Consider the following 21317-nt stretch of genomic DNA (forward strand, 5'->3'; position numbering starts at 1 on the left):
TAACAATGAACAGGAATGCTGAATAATGGCAGCTTTCGACTTGAGTGCACGGACCCGTTTTTTACATTGACAAAATTTCAATCCTCTATCATAATATAATGGTGAAAATGATAATCATTATCATTTTATAAAAACATATATACGGGAGAACGCTTCTATGAAAAAGGGATTCATCGGGATTTTATTGTTAATGGTTTTTACGCTCACTCTGGCAGGTTGCGGAGCAGCCGACAATGCATCGGACAAAGATCAGGTAGCCACGGGTAGTAAACCGACTGACACAGCGACCGGTCCTGTGACGGTAAAGCATAATCGTGGTGAGGTCACGCTCGACAAGCCCGCACAGCGTGTCGTAGTGCTGGAATGGACATTTACAGAGGATTTGGTTGCGTTGGGCGTTCAGCCGGTGGGTAATGCTGACAATGCCAACTACAAGGTGTACGTGACACCGGAGGCGGCTCTGGATAGTAGCGTGGTCGATGTCGGCACGCGTAACGAGCCGAATCTGGAAGCGATTGCTGCATTGAAGCCGGATCTGATCATTTCCAATGTTGATGGGAATGAAGCTATCTATGAGCAACTTAAGGCCATCGCTCCTACGATCGAATATAATCTGAACAATGGTAATGGCTACGATCATGATAAAATGGTAGAAATTTTTAATAGCATCGCGGTTGCTCTGGGAAAAGAAGACAAAGCTAAGCAGGTGCTTGCCGAACTGGATCAGCATTATGCTGAAGCCAAAGAAAAGCTCGCCGCTGCTGGCAAATCGGATTATCATTATGTACTGACACAAGCTTTCACTTCGCAAAATGCGGCCAGCCTCCGTATGTTTTCGGATAACTCAGTCGTCGTGGCAACACTGGCGAAGATCGGTATGATTAATGATTGGAAACCAAGCAAAGTTGAACCGTATGGCTTTACAACCGTCGGTATTGAAGCTCTGTCTGCTGTTCAGAACAGCAACTTTATCTATATTGTGCAGCCGGACGATGATGTTTTCGGGGCACCTATGAAAAATAATTCGGTCTGGAACGGTCTGAATTTCGTTAAAGAAAAACGCACCTATCCACTGAACGGTACGACATGGACATTTGGCGGCCCCCTCTCATCAAAAGGACTGGTTGACCAGGTTGTTGGGGCAATTACGCAATAGGTTGTTTCCGAAGTTTTATAATGAGTAGCATTTATGTGAGCAGTCTGACGCTCCATAAATGCTTTTTTTATAAGCCTGTGGTTACACCAGTTTCATCTAACTAGATATTCCCTTCCAAATTCGATACAATATACAAAAAAGCATGTATTAAGAGAGGTGAGACGGTTGTCACAAGCATCCAAGCCTGTGAGCTACGGTGGTCAGGCAGTCATTGAAGGTGTCATGTTCGGCGGCAAGCGTGTCAATGTCACGGCAGTTCGCCGCAAAACTGGCGAAATCACATATTTGGAAGTACCACGCAAGGAGCAATCCTGGGTATCCAAATTCCGCAGAATTCCTTTATTGCGGGGGATTGTAAGCATCATCGACTCCAGCGCCAAAGGTACCAAGCATTTGAACTATTCAGCTGATGCGTATGCTGATGATGAAGTAGATCCGGAAGAACGCGCTGAGCAAAAGAAAAAAGAAGAATCTCGCTGGAGTCTGAGTATGATGATCGGTGTAGCGGCAGTCGGGATTATCTCCTTTTTGTTCGGCAAAATTGTGTTAACCCTCGTTCCGGTTATTGTAGAGAATTTCCTGTTCGGCAGCTTATTTCACAGCCAAATTTTGCATAACCTCGCCGAAGGAGCCATTAAGCTGATTCTGCTGCTGGCTTATTTATGGGGTATTTCCCAAACTCCGTTAATTAAACGATTGTTTCAATATCACGGTGCAGAGCATAAAGTAATTACGGCATTCGAAGCTGGGGAAGAACTAACCCCGGCCAATGTGCAAAAATACAGCCGTCTGCATTATCGCTGCGGTAGCAGCTTTATTATGCTGACCGTGATCATCGGGGTACTTGTCTATTCCCTATTCACCTACGATAATCTGTGGGAGCGTATGGGGCAACGGCTTCTACTGCTTCCGATCGTACTGGGGCTTTCTTTTGAATTTCTCAAGCTGACCAATGCTCTTCGTGAAATTCCGGTACTTCGTTATTTAGGTTACCCCGGTCTGTGGCTGCAACTACTTACCACCAAAGAACCGACTGATGATCAAGTGGAGGTATCCATTGCCTCATTTAAGCGTATGCTTAAATTGGATGCTGAGTTGGAAAATGTACCTGTAAAGGAGACCTTCAACAGTCCTGCACTTGATCCTGTGAAAGGATGAGTGAATAATGAACAGACATGCTGTTATTTTCTGGCTTACCCTTGCTTTGGGTGCATATGGGATTGTGGATATGCTGTGGAGAGGAAGTTGGGGCTTTCTCATGAGTTTACTCATTCCCGTCCTTGTTTTTGTAGTTATATTTCTGCTATACAAATACCTGCCAGGACAAAGCAATCGTACTCCCAAAATCAAATCCTCTGTGCGCACCATGGCCAAAACAGCCAACGCACGTAAGCAGCAGACTACGGGCAAGCGCAAAGCGTATCCTTTTCATGTGATTGAAGGTTCCAAGGGCAAAAATGAAGAAGAACAACCTAAATATCATTAACGATAATAATCATCCTTTAAAATGCAGCACAAAGGAGCCGTCACCCGCATATTCAAATATGACCGGGAAGAGGCTCCTTTTTTACACCCTTTTAAATTACTTTAACTGCCAATTAGTGTTCATTTCATAGCGTACATGGTATCCTTCATCAATTGGTATTTGCTATACTGCTGCTGGTAAGAAGTGATGCTCCATTTGTGGAAAAAAGCATCCCCTGCCTGCACACCGGAAGCATACAGCAAATCACTTTGCACTGTAGAAATGTTAAATTGTGCAGTGCGGATCCCCAATGTTGGAATTTTAATCGTCCGATACCGATTCTCCTGCTCAATATATCGTTCATCGTGTGCTGATAGCATGGTATCGAAAATAGCCTGCAGCATGGTCAAAGGACCCCGTATATAAGAAACTTTGGTCTCCGTACCCGTCTTGCCCACCATTTGAAACCCTACCGTTGGAATCGTTTTGGCCTCACGTTCATTTACAGGCTCATCAAAAAGCCACAAAGGCAAATTGCTTAGTAAAGCCCCATCAACTACAAATACAAATTGCTGGGAAAAGGTTTTTCCCTTGGCAAGTGCAGAATCAAGTCTTAACATAACGGGATCAAAAAAGTAAGGGATACTTGTGCTCATCCGAATGGCCTTTGCTACCTCCAGTGAAGAAGGATTTATACCAAAACGTTTGATATCCTCAGGTAGCACCAGAATGCGTCCATTCGTGATATCTGATGCAATAATGCGCAGTTTGCCAGGAGGTAAATCCGCAAACGTACGCACTCCCTTAGCTCGTAACAGCTCACGTACCCAGTGCTCCAGTGCCTCCCCTGAGTAGAGACCTTTTTTAAGAAAGATACGAGCTGCTGGTCCAATCCACTTAATATTGAACACTGGAGAACGTCGTAACAACTTGACCAAGGGGGTTTTCTCAATTACGGCTTTCATTTCATCCGCAGAGTATCCCGCAGCCAATAAAGCAGCTACAATAGCACCTGATGATGTACCTGCTAAACGATTGAATACAATTCCATGCTCCTCCGCAGCCTTAACTGCACCCGCCAGCGAAATTCCCTTAACCCCTCCACCCTGGAACACAGCATTGATCAGCATAGATCAAAAAACCTCCGTTCTCTTGGGAGTAAGCAGTTCTACTGCTTATCTATGAGAACGGAGGCCCAAATAGAACCTATATGATCCAATTTATATCACATTTGATAATAATTTTGAAGAAGCTGAATGAGTCCATATGGATTTTTACGCAAATGCTGTGCACTAAAGTAAATATCCCCTTTGACCTGTTTATAATCTTTGTTCAGTTCAAGCTGCTTAATTAGCTCTTGAGCCGTTTGCCAGCCCTTTTCAGGGGTGCCGATTTTATACGGAGAATGACCGATATACAGCTTAACATCTGAATTTTTGACCTCATTGGACCACCATGCGACAAGCTTGTCATATCCCGCCGCAGGGAAACCGATACTCCAGTAAACTTGTGGAGCTACATAATCAATCCACTCTTTGTTAATCCAGGTTCTCACATCCGCAAACGTCGTATCATACGCTGTAACGCCTGCCTTCGTGTCTGAACCCGTTAAGTCCTGAGATTTGTTACGCCATACCCCAAAAGGGCTAATTCCGAATTGAACCTTAGACTTGCTGGCATGAATGCTTTTGCCCAAATCGCGAACAAAACTGTTCACATTATCTCTCCGCCAGTCGCCCTTATTAGAGATTTTGTTGGCATTATATGCTTTGAAGGTCGCATCATCATCAAAAGTCCCGCTGTAAGGATAAAAATAATCGTCCAAATGGACGCCGTCAATATCATATCCGTTCACGACCTCCATAATCGCCGCAATGACATGCTGACGTGCAGCCGGAATTCCTGGATTGATGTACAATTGGCTACCATTCTTAACAATCCAGTCCGGGTGTTGATTAGCCACATGGTTTGCAGCCAAACCGCTGGTTGTTCCTGTAGAATTCGCACGGAACGGATTAAACCAGGCATGGAATTCCATCCCTCGCTTATGCGATTCGCTAATCATAAATTTCAAGGGATCATAGCCTGGATTTTTACCTTGGGTGTTGGTCAAATACTTGCTCCAGGGTACGAGACTTGACGGGTAGAGCGCATCACCGCTGGCACGAACCTGAACAAATACCGCATTGATGCCCATCCCCTGCAAATCATCGAGCATTTTAGTAAACTCCTGCTTTTGCTTCTCGGAGCTGCTTCGGGCAGCGGAAGAAGGCCAATCTCCATTGATGGTAGAAATCCATGCCCCACGCATGGAAGTTGAAGCCTTTACCTGAACAACATTTGCCTGTGAAGAACTTGAACCGTCCTCACTAGTAGACGTTGACGGTGAAGTGACAACCGTCTGCTCATTATCGCTGGCTCCCTGATCCGTACTTACACTCTCCTGATTGCCAGATGCAGACGTATCTGATGTGGAAGCACTGTTTCCCGCCGAGCTACTCCCACCCGTAGAGACACCTTCCTTACCACTGCTTAACGTAATGACTCGCTCTGAAGCTTGCCAATCCACTTTTAATCCCAACTCTTCCCCAACAAAACGCAGTGGCACCATGACTCTTCCGCTTGTCATACGGGCAGATGCATCCAGTCGAACTGACTTACCATTCACCGTAGCGCTTTGTGCACCATTCTCCATAGATATATTTTTGTTCTGTGCTGTAATCGTTACCGTACCGGACGATTCCGACCAGTTGACCTGAGCGCCCAATCCCTCACTAATCACTCGCAAAGGAACCATCGTAACATTGGCTCCCTGTACAATATACGGTGATGCGTCACTTTGCAGGGACTGTCCGTCCAATATAATTTCAATATCACCAGTTGAAGCTGCTTGGACTCCAGGAACGATGGCAGTCTGCACTGCTAAGAGTATGCCTGCAGCCAATGCCACTATTTTCTTTCGATTCATATTATTACAATCCTCCGCTAACCCTGTTAATTTTAACCCCTATATTGTCCTGCTATATAATGGATAGACGCTAATCACCGGACATTTGTTGCGGTCGGAACAAATAAAAAAGCATCGTCCATAAGGACAGATGCTTTTAGGAATCTCCACTCAATTCCTTGTGTATGTCATGAAGCTGGCGCAAGCGATCTTCATCCCGACGAAAATATTCAACCAATGTTTCGATACGGGTGATGGAATCCCAGCTCAAATGATGCTCAATACCTTCCACATCTTTATATATCAGGTCCTTCTCAACCCCAATCATATCCAGAAATTGCTCTAATAACTGATGGCGATCAACCAACCGTTTGCCGACCTTTTTCCCTTTTGGTGTCAAAATCAGTCCCCGATACTTCTCATATACAAGATAATCGTCCTTATCCAACTTCTGAATCATTTTGGTGACGGACGAAGGATGCACCTCTAAACCCTCTGCGATGTCCGAGACACGAGCATATCCCTTCTCATCAATCAGTTGGTAAATGCGTTCCAAATAATCTTCCATGCTTGGCGTTGGCACTTGTTTCCCTCTTTTCTGTTATTGAACGGGCGCTTACCGCCTTCATTTCCTGCGTTAAACCTACTATGTAATGATACATGTTATCATTGCCCATTGGCAAGTCTCATCCCTTCACTCACATCTATTGCCACGATTTGTTCAATTTAAGCCGGGTACACTAATATCGTCGTCCCTGTATCGTTTACTTCTGCGGCAATATGTTAAAGTTGGACACCAGAGCACTGTGGATTTATTTTGAAAGGAGCGTTAGCCATGTCTACGCTTGAGCGTACTCCTGTCCAAACCAGAGGAACCAAGCCATTTTTGCCTGACCTGGTGTTTTTTGAGCCAGACGCACTAAATTATCCCAAGGGCCAGCGTATTATGGATTGGGTTAAAGCCAAGGATATTCCGTACCGGATGACTACCTCTCACAACCGAATTACCAATTTACCAGGTGAAACTGAAGTTGAAAAGTACCGAATGGCAAAAAAAACTTTGGTAGTTGGTATCCGTAAAACGTTAACTTTTGATCAATCCAAGCCTTCTGCTGAATATGCCATCCCCATTTCGACTGGTTGCATGGGGCATTGTCACTACTGTTATTTACAAACAACCTTGGGAGCAAAGCCGTATATTCGTGTATATGTCAACACTGACGATATCTTATCAGCAGCTAAAGCTTATATCGAGGAGCGTGCGCCTGAAATTACCCGTTTTGAAGCAGCTTGTACCTCCGATCCGGTTGGTTTGGAGCATATCACCGGAACGCTTGGAGACTTGATTCGTTTCATGGCAGATGAGGAATTTGGCCGTCTGCGTTTTGTTACTAAATATCATCATGTTGATCCATTGCTGGATATTAAACATAATGGTCATACTCGCATCCGCTTTAGCATTAATTCCGATTATGTTATTAAACAGTTTGAACCTGCAACTTCCCGCTTCGAGGAACGTATTGAAGCCGCGGGCAAAATCGCACGAGCCGGTTATCCGCTTGGGTTCATCATTGCACCCATCATCTGGTATGACGGCTGGGAAGAAGGTTACGGCGAGTTACTGCGCAAATTGGGAGAAACCTTGCCCCAGCATGCTACAAAAGATTTGACGTTCGAATTAATACAGCATCGCTTCACCAAAACATCCAAAGCTGTCATCGAGAAACGTTATCCGAAAACCAAGCTGGAGATGGACATAGAGAAACGCAAGAAAAAATGGGGACGCTGGGGACAAAACAAATACGTTTATCCCGATGAACAGCAAAATGCACTGCGAGAGTTTATCACAGAGCGTATTTTTGAACATTTTCCTTTAAGTCGTATTGAGTATTTCACATAACTAGCATCCAACCCGGGGTAATCCGTTGTAAAAATAGCGTTACATCGGTCATATGATCCGTTACCAGTAAAATGCCAGTGATAACAAGTAGTATGCCACCTGTTTTGATGAGGATGGAGGTATAGCGAGAGGATAGCCGAACAGAGCCTACCAGCAAAGCTAATACAAAAAATGGAATCGCAAACCCGAGCGCATAGCCTGTAATCAGTTTGAACCAAATGTGATGCTCTACTGCAGCCAAAGCGATAATAGCTGTTAGCATGGGACCGATACAGGGCGACCAGCCTGCCGCAAAACCAATTCCGATTACAAAGGAACCGGCGTACCCGGCAGGCTTCCATGTCCAGCGAAGCTTATGCTCCCTCATTAGAATCAAAGGACTTACCACACCGAGAGATACCAGTCCCATTAGTAAAATAAGTAACCCTGCTACCACTCTTAGCGTATCCCCATAATTGGCAAACCATTCTCCAAGCAACCCGACACCTGCACCCAGTGAATAGAAAACGACCGAAAAGCCCAGTACAAAAGCAAGTGTATGCCCCATCGTACGATAACGAACCTCGGCCTTATGCCGTCCTTCAGCCAGTTCACGCGCAGACATCCCTGTCATATACGATAAATAAGATGGATACAGCGGTAAACAACACGGTGAAAAAAAAGAAACCAGTCCGGCTACTATCGCCAATCCGGCGTTAATATCTGTCATCCTCATTTCCTCCCCTGTCTTAAGTGAACACGAGCAAACAAGCCCTGCCTACTAAACATACGTGTAGCGGGAGCAAAATATGATGCACGCCAAAAAGCGCATGCCCAAGAAGAATGATTCTCGGGCATACGCTCATTACGTTCTTTTATTAACTAGCGTACTACTTTACAACTGCACCATTCGGCATACCTTCCGGTACGGTGGCGAGCGTAAGCTGATCTCCATGTGAAGCTGCCAAAATCATACCTTGCGACAGCTCTCCCCGAAGTTTTACCGGCTTAAGATTGGTCACACAGATCACCTTGCGCCCAATGATATCTTCAGGTGTATAAAACTTCGCAATCCCTGATACTACTTGCCGCTGCTCATAACCAAGATCAAGTTGGAGCTTCAACAGTTTATCTGCCTTCTTCACAGGCTCGCAAGCGACGACCTGAGCAACGCGCAGTTCTACCTTGGCAAAATCCTCAATGCCAATCTCTTCCTTTGCCTCCGGCGCTTCCTGGCTCGTCTCAGATGCATTCTGTGGTTGAACTTGTGTCGTAGCTTCCTCTGGTTTCTTACCTCCTGTCATTGCTTCCACGATAAAAGCAACCTCTTGCTCTGAATCCAGACGTGGGAAGATCGGATTACCTTTGACCAACTGTGTTCCTTCCGGAATACGACCAAACTGCTTGCCGCTATCCCATGTAGTCAGCTCACCTTGGCTAATACCGAGCTGTTCCCAAATTTTATGAGGAGCACGGGTTAAGAATGGCTGAAGTAAGATGGAAGCGATGCGCAAGCTTTCTACCAAATGCAACATAACCGATGCCAATTCACGACGTTTTGCCTCATCCTTAGCCAAATTCCATGGTTGCGTCTCGTCAATATATTTGTTGCTACGGCTAATAAATTGGCTAATCGCCGTTAATGCCACGGAAAACTCCATGTTTTCCATGGCTTCTTCTACTTTGCTATAAGTCGATGTTGCCATGTCTTCCAGAGCTCCGTCGAATTCTGTTACATTTGCTTCATAAGCCGGAACCTTGCCGTCAAAATATTTATCTACCATCGCCACGGTACGATTCAACAAGTTGCCCAGATCATTTGCCAAATCCGAATTAACTCGATCTACAAAACTTTCTGGTGTAAATGTTCCATCTGCCCCAAAAGGCACCTCGCGCAGCAAGTAGTAGCGAAGTTGGTCCAGACCATAACGGTCAATCAACGTTACCGGGTCTACCACATTGCCTTTAGATTTCGACATTTTACCATCTTTCATAAGTAACCAACCATGTGCAAATACTTTTTTAGGTAACGGAAGATCCAATGCCATCAGCATGATTGGCCAATATATCGTGTGGAACCGTACAATCTCTTTACCCACGATATGCACATTTGCTGGCCAAAATTTATCGTACAGCTCAGTATTAGAAGAACCATATCCCAAGGCTGTGATGTAGTTGGAAAGTGCGTCAATCCAAACGTATACGACATGCTTCGGGTCCCCCTTGACCTTAACACCCCAGTCAAAAGTTGTACGGGAAACAGCCAGATCCTCTAGCCCCGGCTTGATGAAGTTGTTAATCATTTCTTTTTTCCGGGATTCCGGTTGGATAAACTGCGGGTTCTCTTCATAAAATTGCAGCAACCGATCAGCATACTTGCTCATGCGGAAAAAGTAGCTCTCTTCCTTGACCAATTCTACAGGGTGTCCACTATCCGGGCTCTTACCTCCAGTCACATTGCCTTTAGCGTCCTTCACCACGTCAACCAGCTGAGTTTCTGTGTAGTACGTCTCGTCAGGGATGCTGTACCAGCCTTCGTATTCTCCCTTGTAAATATCGCCTTGTTTTAATAAACGATCAAAAATTTCCTGTACGACAGCCTTATGACGTTCCTCCGTAGTACGGATAAAATCGTCATTGGAAATGTCGAGCTTCCGCCACAGGTCTTGGATGCCTGCCACAATGTCATCTACGAAACGTTGTGGCGTTTTTCCAGCTGCACTTGCCTTTTGCTCAATCTTCTGACCATGCTCATCCGTTCCTGTCAAATAACGCACTTCATAACCGCGTAGCCGCTTGTAACGGGCCATTGCATCTCCCGCAACTGTCGTGTAAGCATGACCTATATGTAGCTTGTCGCTCGGATAATAGATCGGTGTCGTAATGTAAAATGTGTTCTCATTGGACATGTATGTTGCCTCCTGTTTTGTTCACGGCAGCTCGATAAGACCTGCTGACATGATGGTACTCCAATTTATGAATTTGGAACAAATTGGGCACAAAAAAGACCCCCGCCCCTATGGGACGAGAGTCACCTCACGCGTTACCACCCAATTTTCCTGTATCCTCGCAGACTACAGGCTTCACCGGTCACATCTGACCGCCCATTAACGCTGGAACACGCCTCCCCCTTACGTTTGCCTCCCGTGCACAAATAACTGTGGCAAATACGCTCGAAAAAGGTTCCTCCAGGACCATATTCAGGCTTCACTCCAGACCGGTTTGCAGCTAACCCCGGCTCTCTGTACTGGACAATTCACCCTACTCATCCCTTCGCAGGAAAACAATATTAACCAAAATATAACCAAATCCGCATAGCGCTGTCAAGTCAGACTCTTCTCGGAATGAGTAGCCAAACGATCTTCGCTAGACCTGTCTGTCTCCTTTTTTGCAGGAGGAACCAAATCTACGCCTCCTGGATGAAAGGGATGGCATTTGGCTATACGCTTAGTAGCAAGCCATGAACCTTTGAGCGCACCATGCACTTCTACCGCCTCCAACGCGTACGCTGAACACGTTGGATAGAATCGGCAGGTAGCCGGCTTTAACGGTGAAATATAGGAACGATAAAACTTAATCGGAGCCTGTACCACTCTGCGTGTGGTGATTTTCATTTCAGTAGCCCCCGTGGCTGTGAGTGTGACTGCTCGTCTGTCTGAATCCCCCATCCGAATTACTATCAGTATGTCCATTCTTCTGTTGACATTCTTTACAATAACCAAAAATTTCAAACTTGTGCTCGACGATTTGGAATTGATCCGTTGTATCCGTCATTTGCATTGGGCAAAAAGAAATCGGTAATGTTTTCTGACAGCTCAAGCAAATCATATGGTGATGGTGATGATGCTCATTACAGCTCACCTTGAACTTCATTCCATCCTCAAAAGATACCTGTTCCAGCACACCTAATTCCTGCATTACACGCAAATTACGATAAACTGTATCAAAGCTAAGTCCACTGTACTTCTTACCCATATATTCATAAACGTCTTTGGGGGACAGATACCCTTCATTCTCGGAAAATAACGTGGCCAACGTTTTGCGCTGATCTGTAATACGCAGCCCCTGAGCGGACATTGTTGCAATAATCTCATCCTTTGTCAGCATGCGTTTCACCCTCCCCTGTCTGTAGTTTCAGGTTTTCTGATGCAGGCTTAGGCTTGCATCTATTTATTATACCACGATTAAAGTCAATATTATAAGAGATATTCGCATCTATACATAAGAAAAAGACGCTCTCCAGCGCTACGATCAAATTCGCAGCAGGAGAACGCCTATATTCTGCAAGTGACATCGACTTTTAAACGGTGAATGACGAGACCCAAGGTCTAAGCCGGTAAACAGTACCGGTTAATTCATATTAATTTTTAATAGCTGGTAAAGGCATAACTACTACGGAAACCGGCAAGTTACTTCCTGCAGCAGCAGTGAAATACATCTCTACACTTTCCTCGATATGCCCTGTGCGATACAGCACACTCATCTCATTTGGAGCCCATACCGAGCCGTTTGTCGGGATACCCACAACCTGATTGTTTACCATCGCATAGCCGGAATATTCGCCTCCACGCGGGTTGAACGTAATCAGTGAATACGGCGCTACATGATCCAATTTAACTTTATATACAACACCAAAATTACCGGCATTGGAAGCAGAAGAGCCGTCCAGACCATCCGTACCAATCAGGTTCGGGTCTACCTTATTATCGCCAAGAACGATACGTTGAGCTGTTTTACCAACCTCTTCGGTATAATTGAGTGAGATATCCGAATTAGCGTACGTTCCACGGTTATGAATACCGTCCTTAGGCAGTTTTGCCAAAGTAGGCAACACGGTCAACGGATCTGTATTTGCATCTAACACAATAACCGTGTATTGAATAGGTTGATCCGTATATAAATCGGATAACAGAGAAATGACTTGTTTTTGCTTGATTTTTTGTGCGTTCAGATCCTGTAAAATAACGCGGCTTTCGCCAGGATTTAGAACTGTGCTAGAACGCTTGCTTCCATCCTGCATGGATTGAAAATATCGTTGAATCGAGACTTTACCCGCAGCCGTTGCAAATTCAGATGGTCCGGCAAAACCGGAATTTTCGACATTCATGTTGGCAGGAGTAATATTGTTGTTGGTTGCAATCACGTACATTTTCACATCTCGACCCGTTTCATTCACATGATGGACGAGTATGCGCGTGCTTCCTGATCCGGTTTCCTGATACACAATTCCGTCCTGAAATACACGTTCCGGGCTGTTAGCACGGATCAAAAGACGCGGTGAAGATGTACTTGTCAAAGGAATGGTAGCCATGGTAGGCACCTGACTGCCGTCTACTGTATATTTATCACCATATGGTGTGAAGATTTTATTGAAATCATCTTCGTTGTACAGCAGTTCATTCGTAATTTTAATCGTTTCACTTTTGGTACCTGTTGCGCCGTGCTTATCAGTCACGGTTAACGTAATCGTTACATCACCTGGTTGGAAGAAGGCAAGTTTCTTGTTCTCCCAATCACGCTTAGTAATAGCATTCTCATCATCCGTACTCAGGTCCGTAATGGTGATCTTTTCACCCATCTTGTACTCTTTTTTATCTGTAGTAAACAGAGCGACTGGCGGTTGGTTCGGCGGTCTTACTGTAATTGTAACTGAGTAAGGATCACTCCAGTTTCCAGCTGAGTCAAGAACAGAATAGGTAACTACATATGTACCCGGCTCCTGAAATACGTCCTGCTTACCTTCCCAACGTTGGTTCACAATCGGTAGACCTGTAGGAGAAGATTCCTTCGTCAAATACGTAACTTGGGTTTCGCCCGCATAGATATCTTTTTGCTGAACCGTGAAGGAAGCTTTAGGCTTCTGATTCAAATCCATGATAACTTGTTTAGTCGTATTATTCACAGTATAAGGAATATTTAAGGCCTGTGTAATCGAGGTCAACGGCACCATAAATACGTTCTTTTGCTGAAAAGCCGGTCCCTTCATTTGTCTGGCTTCACCGTTAACCGTATAAACCTTGCTGTCTGTTTTGAAGCGCAGGACATTTGTTCCTTGTGTGATTACGGTTTCTTTGGTGGCAGTGTCATAACTAAACTGCAATCCGACACGGCTGACAAGAGAACGGATAGCTACATAGGAAACTCCGTCCTTAACAGTCATCGGCTGAGTTGCCGTATATACCTGTCCGTTTTGTTCCATTTTCGCACTGTTTAAATACAAAATCAGTTGATTAGCCCCCATGTTTGTTGGAGCTCCACCAGGATTGGTGATCGTTCCGTCTCCACCGTATACATCATTGGATACGTTCGATCCGTTGGTTGTATCCGTAGGCAGGCCAGTCAATGGATCATTGGTTACGCCTGTGTTATCTGGTGTTACCGTGTTGTTTTGTGTGCCTGTTCCCTCTTGAGCTCCGATACTATTCTGAACGCTGGAATCAGCAACATTGGTCTGAGCCTGCTGTGCGCTAACCGAATCGGTGGATTGAACGGTTGTTGATGCTGCTTCTGCTCCTACAGGGGCTACTGCGGCCACCTGAGCTACCGCCAAAGCGGTGAGCATGGTCCATTTCTTGAAATTCATTGTCTGTCTCCTTCTATCACCAAATTATTATCATTCCCGTAAAAAGTCATACTATTAGACGCGTCAGTTGTTAAAAAGTTTCTGGAAATTTTGCTTATCATGAAAAAAAGGGAACTTTCTCCTGTGACTGCAAAAAATTCAACAACAAAAAACCGCCACCCATCTGACCTGATGTGGCGGCGGCTTCATTACTAAGAAATAGCTTTTGCACCATTTACATTATGATGGACGACAGACAGCATTCTTTCCTGCAGTCTCCAGACGACCCTCTTCAATGAGTCGGTAAGCACGTTGAACTTCTTCGTCTGTAGGAGATGGAACTCCCTCCAACGGATACTCCTTACCGAGCATTTCCCACTTGTAAACACCCATTTGATGGTAAGGTAAAATTTCGAATTTCTCGACTCCGTTCAACGTTCCGATAAACCGTCCCAAATTCAATAAATCTTGCTCGTCATCATGAATACCCGGTACAAATACGTGTCTAATCCACATTTTACGCCCTTGCTCAGACAACCAGCGAGCTGTGCTTAGCATACGGTCGTTGGACTTGCCTGTAAGCTTAATATGCTTGTCGTTGTCAATATGCTTAATATCAAGTAACACCAAGTCTGTTACGTCCAGCAGATCATGGATACGGCCCGCATCATTAAAGCCATTACTGTCCAGTGTCGTGTGCAAATTCCAGCGACGTTTCACTTCTTTGAACAGCTCTGCTACAAAATGAGCTTGCAATGTCGGTTCTCCACCGGATACGGTCAATCCGCCTCCCGAAGAACGGTAATAGGCTAAATACGGTTCAATTTCAGCCAATACTTCCTCTAGGGTCATTGGATTGCCTTCATTCAAGGCCCAAGTGTCCGGATTATGGCAATACTGACATTTCAACAAGCATCCTTGCATAAAGAGCACGAAGCGGATGCCGGGACCATCGACGGTCCCGAAGGTTTCCAATGAGTGTATGTGTCCTTTCAACATGTTGCATCATCCTTCCCGCATCCGCTATGCGTGCGTCATTGTAATACTTATTTACATTGTACCGTGGAAAGTACGGTTAATAACATCCAATTGTTGTTCACGAGTCAGCTTGATAAAGTTAACGGCATAACCGGAAACACGGATCGTCAGCTGTGGATAGTTTTCTGGGTGTTCCATTGCATCCAACAGTTGTTCGCGAGCAAACACATTGACATTCAGATGATGTGCGTGGCTTCCAAAATAACCATCCATCATCGAAACGAGGTTTGTTTTGCGTGTTTCTTCTTCTTTACCCAGTGCTTTAGGCACGATAGAGAAGGTGTTCGAGATACCATCCAGACTGTGTTCATAAGGCAATTTGGCTACGGAACTCAGAGATGCCAAAGCACCTTTTTTATCACGGCCGTGCATTGGGTTTGCCCCTGGTGCAAACGGTTCGCCTGCTTTACGTCCATCCGGTGTTGTACCTGTTTTCTTACCATACACCACGTTAGAAGTAATAGTCAGTACAGATTGAGTAGGAAGCGCATTACGATAAGCTTTATGCTTGCGAATCATGCTCATGAAGCTCTCTACCAGTTCCACAGCGATGTTATCTACACGGTCATCGTTGTTACCGTAGCAAGGGTATTCGCCTTCAATTTCAAAGTCCACAGCAATCCCTTTTTCGTTACGGATTGGTTTAACTTTTGCAAATTTAATGGCACTCAAGGAGTCGGTAGCAACTGACAGACCCGCAATACCACAAGCCATGGTGCGGAGAATATCACGATCATGCAACGCCATTTCAATGCGTTCGTAGCTATATTTATCATGCATGTAGTGAATAACATTCAAAGTGTTCATATACAGTTTTGCCAACCATTCCATCATAGGTTTGAAGCGACTCAACACTTCTTCATAATCCAGAACTTCACCTGTAATGGCTGGGAATTCAGGCCCTACTTGGACGCCAGATTTTTCATCTTTACCACCGTTAATTGCATACAGCAGAGCTTTAGCCAAGTTAGCACGAGCACCAAAGAATTGCATTTGTTTACCGATTTTCATTGCCGATACACAACAAGCAATACCATAGTCGTCTCCATAAATCGGACGCATCAGATCGTCATTCTCGTACTGAATGGAGCTAGTTTCAATAGAAACTTTCGCACAATATTTTTTGAAGCCTTCAGGCAATTTTTCCGACCACAGTACAGTCAGGTTCGGTTCCGGTGCAGGTCCCAGATTGTAGAGGGTGTGCAGGAAACGGAAGCTGTTTTTAGTTACCCGAGTTTCTCCAGTTACGGACATACCACCAATGGACTCAGTAACCCAAGTTGGATCTCCACTGAACAGTTCATTATAGTCAGGTGTGCGCAAGAACTTAACAATACGCAATTTCATAACAAAATGATCGACCAGTTCTTGAGCTTGTTCTTCTGTCATTGTACCCTCTTCCATATCACGTTGAGAGTAAATATCAAGGAAGGAAGATACACGCCCTAAGGACATTGCTGCACCATTTTGTTCTTTGATTGCTGCAAGATATCCAAAATATACCCATTGGAAAGCTTCTTTCGCATTGTTAGCAGGTTTTGAAATATCAAAACCGTGCTCAGCAGCCATTTGTTTCAGTTCATTCAAAGCACGAATTTGCTCGGAAATTTCCTCACGCAGACGAATTACGTCTTCTTCCATGGAATCAACTTCAAGGCTTTTCAGTTGCAGCTTTTTATCTTGGATCAAGAAGTCTGCACCGTATAAAGCTACACGACGATAGTCACCGATAATACGACCACGGCCGTATGCATCTGGCAGACCAGTAATGATACCAGCTTTACGAGCTGCTCTCATTTCATCTGTATAAGCGTCAAATACACCTTGGTTGTGAGTTTTACGAATATGAGTGAAGATATCAATGATACTTTCTGGCACTTCAAAACCATAGGCTTTGCAAGCGTCGATCATCATTCGAATTCCGCCAAACGGCTGTAAAGAACGTTTGAATGGAGCATCTGTTTGTACACCGACAATTTGCTCTTTATCCCGGTCTAGATAACCCGGTTTATGTGAAATAATAGTGGATGGCGTATTCACGTCTACATCAAGCACGCCGCCGTTTGCCAACTCTTTTTTGGTAAGATCGGATACAATATCCCACAATGCAGTTGTGTTGGCCGTAGGACCAACCAAAAATTCTTCATTGCCAACATAAGGTAAGATATTGGTTTCAATAAAATCGTTGACGTTGACTTCTTTAGTCCATTTGCCTTTTTTAAAACCTCTCCAGCCAGATTGTTGCTCTTGTAATTCTCTCTCAATCACCGACATGTAAATCCCTCCAAATTGTTTGGTCTTCCGGACTTGTGATTTTTTTCACGATAAAGCTATTTCTTGAGCCCGGCCTGTTCACCGATGCCTTACGCTCAGTGTCGGGACCTTTCTTACACCCTTATTGTAGAATAATGATAGAGTGTAGTATGTGACAAAAATCACAATATGAGTGATTTTTGTCACTTTATTTTCCCTAGCTTCGCGCCTATATCCTTAGCCTTGCCTTTCACCTCCCTTCCCAAACCAACAGGCCCTCTATATAGAGAGCCTGCATCGGTATTGAACGAGAAAATGCTTTTTCACAAGCCTCTTCTTACCTATTATATTATTGGTCAAAACGTCCGTAGAAGGCATTGCGATAGACATCAGCCAACTCAGTAACCAGTGGCAACTTAGGATTCGCAGTTGTACATTGATCTTCAAATGCGCGGTCAGCCAGATAATCTACACGTGATTCGAAATCTTTCGCATCGAAACCGATTTGTTGGAACGATTCCTCGATACCGAGTGTTTTGTTCATTTTACGGATCGCTTCGATCAAGCTGTTAACCCCTTCTTCGGTGGTGCGTGCAGGCAGTCCCAGTATGCGCGCGATTTCTGCATAACGCTCATCCGCAACAAAGTGCGAATATTTAGGGAACGAAGCAAATTTTGTCGGTTTTTTCGCATTATAACGAATAACGTGCGGCATCAAAATGGCATTCGTGCGGCCATGCGCTGTATGGTATTGTCCACCCCATTTATGTGCAAGACTGTGGTTAATGCCCAAGAATGCATTAGCAAACGCCATACCAGCAAGTGTGGAAGCATTATGCATTTTTTCACGAGCCAGCTTATCACCGGTCAGAGCCGATTGTTCTAGGTATTGGAATACCAATTGAATGGCTTTAATTGCCAGACCATCTGTGTAGTCATTAGCCATTACGGACACGTAAGCCTCGATAGCATGTGTCAGAACGTCCATACCTGTGTCCGCTACAGCTGTTTTAGGCAGCGAATATACAAACACTGGGTCAATAATTGCCACATCAGGAGTCAACTCATAGTCAGCCAGTGGGTACTTCGTGTCGCCCAGGTTTTTGTCCGTAATTACTGCGAACGATGTAACTTCGGAACCTGTACCCGATGTTGTAGGGATAGCTACAAATTGTGCTTTTTGGCCCAGACGTGGGTACTTGTAAATCCGTTTACGGATATCCATGAATTTTTGTTTTAAGTTATTGAAATCAGTATCTGGATATTCATAGAACATCCACATGCCTTTAGCGGCATCCATTGGCGAACCGCCGCCCAGTGCGATGATGCAATCCGGTTGGAAACGTCTCATCATTTCAGTACCACGTTCTACCGTAACTGTCGATGGATCTGGCTCTACTTCAGAGAACACTTCGATAGCTACTGGTGTTTGGCGCTGATGCAGATAATGAATAACACGATCTACATATCCCAGTTGTACCATCATAGGGTCTGTGATAATAGCTACACGTGTGATATCAGGCATTTTAGCAAGATACTGTGTCGAATTTTTTTCAAAATAGATTTTGGAAGGTACTTTGAACCATTGCATATTCACCGTCCGTTTCGCCACCCTTTTCACATTAATCAGATTGACTGCCGATACGTTCGACGAAGTCGAGTTACGACCGTACGAACCGCAACCAAGTGTCAACGAAGGAAGATTGGTGTTGTAAATGTCGCCAATTGCACCATGTGTGGAAGGTGCATTTACAATGATACGTCCTGTTTGCAAACGGTTTGCAAACCGAGCGATAACATCCTCATCGTTCGAATGAATAGCGGACGAGTGACCCATGCCCCCGAATTCCACGACTTCAGCAGCGCGTTGAATACCTTGTTCCGCATTTTTTACTTTATAGCAAGCCAATACAGGACTCAATTTTTCCGCAGACAATGGGAATTTTGTTCCTACCCCTTCAATCTCAGCGACCAAAATTTTAGTTCCTGCTGGTACTGTAATACCACTCATTTCAGCAATTTTCACAGCAGACTGCCCGACAATAGCTGGGTTCACTGCACATTTCTCGACATTCATAGCTCCTTGAGTGAGCTTAGCTGCTTCTTCTTTATTTACAAAATAGCAACCGTTAGCGATCATCAATTTTTTCACTTGTTCGAAGATTGGCTCTTCGATAATAACCGCTTGCTCCGAAGCACAAATCATACCGTTATCAAAAGATTTCGAGAGGATAAGATCGTTCACGGCCTGTTTGATATCTGCTGTTTTTTCAATAAAGCAAGGCACGTTACCAGGACCTACACCAAGTGCTGGTTTACCGCAGCTATAAGCTGCCTTAACCATGCCTGATCCACCAGTTGCCAAAATTAGCGCCACATCAGGGTGGTTCATCAATACATTGGTCTTATCCATCGAAGGTGCTTCAATCCATTGAATACAATCGGCCGGAGCACCATGTTTAACAGCTGCTTCGAGCAAGACGCGGGCTGCTTCCGCACTACACGATTGAGCAGATGGATGGAAACCGAAAATGATTGGGTTACGTGTTTTAATGGCAATCAGCGCTTTGAACATCGTAGTCGAAGTCGGGTTTGTCACTGGAGTGATCCCCATGATAATACCGACTGGCTCTGCTATCTTTTGAAAACTGTCAAAATCATTGTCTTCAATGACACCGACGGTTTTTTCATTTTTGATACTATGATAGATATATTCTGTTGCAAACATGTTTTTGGTGATTTTGTCCTCGTACACACCGCGTCCTGTTTCTTCAACAGCCAACTTCGCCAGGTACATGTGTTTATCCATCCCTGCGAGTGCCATAGCTTGTACGATTTCGTCAATCTGTTCCTGATTCATACTCATGAAAGCTTGCTGTGCCCGGTTCCCCCGGTCAATCAGCGTTTGAATATACTGCTCTGCGCTTTGCTCTTTTTGAATAACCTCGTTTTTAACAGCCATTTCCCTCATCCTCCTGTTATCTCGTGTACTATCTCTTGTTCACGCACTGATCGTAACACAGCTTTTCAAGATATATTGTGATTTTTTTCACAATCTATTTAAAATTTTATTTTATGAAGTGAATTAAATCACAAAGTTTGGAATTCTGCCACTTTTACCCCCTCTTCTTGCCCCAAAAACTCATTGCACAAGTATATAATGAATTTGAATTGATCAAGTTGCAGATAAAAAACATAGGATACAAAGGGGAAATGGACGATGAGAAACCCTACAAATGTAATGGAAGCCCGCGGCAACACCTGTTGCTTCTCGGAGGCCAGCTTCAACCGATTGCAAGTAATGATGAAAGATCGAGTTATGCCAGAAAGCTCGCATCTGTTCTGGGAAGGAGATACAGCGGATAAGCTGTTTTATATTAAGCGCGGACGCGTGAAAGTAACCAAAACAACGGATGAGGGCAAGGAACTTATTCTATATATGTATCAAAGCGGCGATCTTGTTGGTCAAGCCGATCCATTTTTCGGTACTAAGCATTCCTTTTCTGCTGAGGTTCTGGAAGACAGTGATATTGGCGTAATCGATCATACAGATTTGGAACTGCTTATTTGCCAGCATTGTGATTTTGCGATTGACTTTATGAAATGGATGGGTTCACATCACCGCATTACTCAGACTAAGTTCCGCGATTTGATGATGTACGGCAAGCCAGGCGCTTTATGTTCAACGCTCATTCGTCTATGCAATACCTATGGTGAGCCTCACGGCGAACATATCCTGATTCATAAAAAAATTACTCATACTGACTTATCAAATATGATCGGTGCGACCCGGGAAAGCGTAAACCGGATGCTTAGTGATCTACGTAAGAAAAATGCAGTTGAATATGATAATGGTATGATTGTTGTCAAAGATTTGGAAATGCTGCAAGGTGTATGTCATTGTGAACTATGCCCTCGTGAGATTTGCCGGATATAATAAATCGTTTTTTTATGTAAAAGGGAGTGTTATAAGCCACTATAGCTTATAACACTCCCTAATTTATTTCCACTCCCCTA

Annotated in this window: 16 protein-coding genes; 5 read left to right on the plus strand and 11 right to left on the minus strand. The window is 44.5% G+C overall.

Annotation, left to right across the window (positions count from 1 at the left end; translation table 11 throughout):
* Positions 1 to 157: 157 nt before the first annotated feature.
* The 3 genes from NSQ57_RS15070 to NSQ57_RS15080 all read left to right on the plus strand — a co-directional run bounded on the left by NSQ57_RS15070 (position 158) and on the right by NSQ57_RS15080 (position 2642).
* The gene (locus tag NSQ57_RS15070; RefSeq protein WP_340955818.1) at positions 158 to 1156 is read left to right on the plus strand and encodes an iron-siderophore ABC transporter substrate-binding protein; all 999 of its coding nucleotides are present in this window, start codon (positions 158 to 160) and stop codon (positions 1154 to 1156) included.
* A gap of 165 nt (positions 1157 to 1321) precedes the next feature.
* Positions 1322 to 2314 carry a DUF1385 domain-containing protein gene (locus NSQ57_RS15075; protein ID WP_342424986.1) on the plus strand — a complete coding sequence of 331 codons (993 nt, stop codon included), beginning with the start codon at positions 1322 to 1324 and terminating at the stop codon, positions 2312 to 2314.
* A 7-nt stretch (positions 2315 to 2321) separates the two neighbouring features.
* On the plus strand, positions 2322 to 2642 hold the full coding sequence (locus NSQ57_RS15080) for a hypothetical protein (RefSeq protein ID WP_342424987.1): 321 nt from the start codon (positions 2322 to 2324) through the stop codon (positions 2640 to 2642).
* A 119-nt stretch (positions 2643 to 2761) separates the two neighbouring features.
* Here NSQ57_RS15080 and NSQ57_RS15085 read toward each other — a convergent pair whose 3' ends face one another.
* The 3 genes from NSQ57_RS15085 to mntR form a co-directional block, all read right to left on the minus strand.
* Entirely contained in the window at positions 2762 to 3751 is a 990-nt protein-coding gene (locus NSQ57_RS15085) for a patatin-like phospholipase family protein (RefSeq protein WP_342424988.1), read from the minus strand.
* 95 nt (positions 3752 to 3846) lie between these two features.
* A complete protein-coding gene (locus tag NSQ57_RS15090; RefSeq protein WP_165147075.1) occupies positions 3847 to 5589 on the minus strand; it encodes a family 10 glycosylhydrolase in 1743 nt (580 codons plus the stop codon).
* Positions 5590 to 5725: 136 nt separating this feature from the next.
* Positions 5726 to 6151, minus strand: a complete 426-nt coding sequence (gene mntR / locus NSQ57_RS15095; protein WP_029517241.1) for a transcriptional regulator MntR — start codon at positions 6149 to 6151, stop codon at positions 5726 to 5728.
* 252 nt (positions 6152 to 6403) lie between these two features.
* Between mntR and splB the strand changes: the two genes are divergently transcribed.
* Positions 6404 to 7468: a spore photoproduct lyase gene (gene splB / locus NSQ57_RS15100; protein WP_023989268.1), complete on the plus strand. Its 1065-nt coding sequence runs from the start codon at positions 6404 to 6406 to the stop codon at positions 7466 to 7468.
* Here the strand turns inward: splB and NSQ57_RS15105 are convergent.
* The 8 genes from NSQ57_RS15105 to adhE all read right to left on the minus strand — a co-directional run bounded on the left by NSQ57_RS15105 (position 7461) and on the right by adhE (position 20262).
* Complete coding sequence (locus tag NSQ57_RS15105) at positions 7461 to 8177, minus strand: cytochrome c biogenesis protein CcdA (protein ID WP_029517240.1); 717 nt, start codon at positions 8175 to 8177, stop codon at positions 7461 to 7463. The genes splB and NSQ57_RS15105 overlap by 8 nt on opposite strands.
* Positions 8178 to 8337: 160 nt before the next feature.
* On the minus strand, positions 8338 to 10356 hold the full coding sequence (metG, locus tag NSQ57_RS15110; RefSeq protein ID WP_029517239.1) for a methionine--tRNA ligase: 2019 nt from the start codon (positions 10354 to 10356) through the stop codon (positions 8338 to 8340).
* Between the two features lie 414 nt (positions 10357 to 10770).
* Entirely contained in the window at positions 10771 to 11061 is a 291-nt protein-coding gene (yidD, locus tag NSQ57_RS15115) for a membrane protein insertion efficiency factor YidD (RefSeq protein WP_029517238.1), read from the minus strand.
* Between the two features lies 1 nt (position 11062).
* Positions 11063 to 11554, minus strand: a complete 492-nt coding sequence (locus NSQ57_RS15120; RefSeq protein ID WP_039270917.1) for a Fur family transcriptional regulator — start codon at positions 11552 to 11554, stop codon at positions 11063 to 11065.
* Positions 11555 to 11807: 253 nt separating this feature from the next.
* Positions 11808 to 14030, minus strand: coding sequence for a copper amine oxidase N-terminal domain-containing protein (locus tag NSQ57_RS15125; protein WP_341070962.1), 2223 nt, complete (start codon positions 14028 to 14030; stop codon positions 11808 to 11810).
* 219 nt (positions 14031 to 14249) lie between these two features.
* Positions 14250 to 15008 carry a pyruvate formate-lyase-activating protein gene (gene pflA / locus NSQ57_RS15130; RefSeq protein ID WP_029517235.1) on the minus strand — a complete coding sequence of 253 codons (759 nt, stop codon included), beginning with the start codon at positions 15006 to 15008 and terminating at the stop codon, positions 14250 to 14252.
* A gap of 51 nt (positions 15009 to 15059) precedes the next feature.
* Positions 15060 to 17321: a formate C-acetyltransferase gene (pflB, locus tag NSQ57_RS15135; RefSeq protein ID WP_029517234.1), complete on the minus strand. Its 2262-nt coding sequence runs from the start codon at positions 17319 to 17321 to the stop codon at positions 15060 to 15062.
* Positions 17322 to 17649: 328 nt separating this feature from the next.
* Positions 17650 to 20262 carry a bifunctional acetaldehyde-CoA/alcohol dehydrogenase gene (gene adhE / locus NSQ57_RS15140; RefSeq protein ID WP_029517233.1) on the minus strand — a complete coding sequence of 871 codons (2613 nt, stop codon included), beginning with the start codon at positions 20260 to 20262 and terminating at the stop codon, positions 17650 to 17652.
* A gap of 258 nt (positions 20263 to 20520) precedes the next feature.
* Here adhE and NSQ57_RS15145 point away from each other — a divergent pair, with 258 nt between their 5' ends.
* Entirely contained in the window at positions 20521 to 21237 is a 717-nt protein-coding gene (locus NSQ57_RS15145) for a Crp/Fnr family transcriptional regulator (protein ID WP_013310849.1), read from the plus strand.
* Positions 21238 to 21317: the final 80 nt, after the last annotated feature.

The sequence above is a fragment of the Paenibacillus sp. FSL L8-0502 genome (genome assembly GCF_038593055.1).
GTDB lineage: Bacteria > Bacillota > Bacilli > Paenibacillales > Paenibacillaceae > Paenibacillus > Paenibacillus polymyxa_D.

Excerpts from the sequence above, each read along its gene's own strand:
- pflB (WP_029517234.1), bottom strand. The coding sequence starts at position 17,321 with ATGTCGGTGATTGAGAGAGAATTACAAGAGCAACAATCTGGCTGGAGA.
- NSQ57_RS15090 (WP_165147075.1), bottom strand. The coding sequence starts at position 5,589 with ATGAATCGAAAGAAAATAGTGGCATTGGCTGCAGGCATACTCTTAGCA.
- NSQ57_RS15085 (WP_342424988.1), bottom strand. The coding sequence starts at position 3,751 with ATGCTGATCAATGCTGTGTTCCAGGGTGGAGGGGTTAAGGGAATTTCG.
- pflA (WP_029517235.1), bottom strand. The coding sequence starts at position 15,008 with ATGTTGAAAGGACACATACACTCATTGGAAACCTTCGGGACCGTCGAT.
- NSQ57_RS15105 (WP_029517240.1), bottom strand. The coding sequence starts at position 8,177 with ATGACAGATATTAACGCCGGATTGGCGATAGTAGCCGGACTGGTTTCT.
- adhE (WP_029517233.1), bottom strand. The coding sequence starts at position 20,262 with ATGGCTGTTAAAAACGAGGTTATTCAAAAAGAGCAAAGCGCAGAGCAG.
- NSQ57_RS15145 (WP_013310849.1), top strand. The coding sequence starts at position 20,521 with ATGAGAAACCCTACAAATGTAATGGAAGCCCGCGGCAACACCTGTTGC.
- yidD (WP_029517238.1), bottom strand. The coding sequence starts at position 11,061 with ATGAAAATCACCACACGCAGAGTGGTACAGGCTCCGATTAAGTTTTAT.
- splB (WP_023989268.1), top strand. The coding sequence starts at position 6,404 with ATGTCTACGCTTGAGCGTACTCCTGTCCAAACCAGAGGAACCAAGCCA.
- NSQ57_RS15125 (WP_341070962.1), bottom strand. The coding sequence starts at position 14,030 with ATGAATTTCAAGAAATGGACCATGCTCACCGCTTTGGCGGTAGCTCAG.
- NSQ57_RS15070 (WP_340955818.1), top strand. The coding sequence starts at position 158 with ATGAAAAAGGGATTCATCGGGATTTTATTGTTAATGGTTTTTACGCTC.
- metG (WP_029517239.1), bottom strand. The coding sequence starts at position 10,356 with ATGTCCAATGAGAACACATTTTACATTACGACACCGATCTATTATCCG.
- NSQ57_RS15120 (WP_039270917.1), bottom strand. The coding sequence starts at position 11,554 with ATGCTGACAAAGGATGAGATTATTGCAACAATGTCCGCTCAGGGGCTG.
- NSQ57_RS15080 (WP_342424987.1), top strand. The coding sequence starts at position 2,322 with ATGAACAGACATGCTGTTATTTTCTGGCTTACCCTTGCTTTGGGTGCA.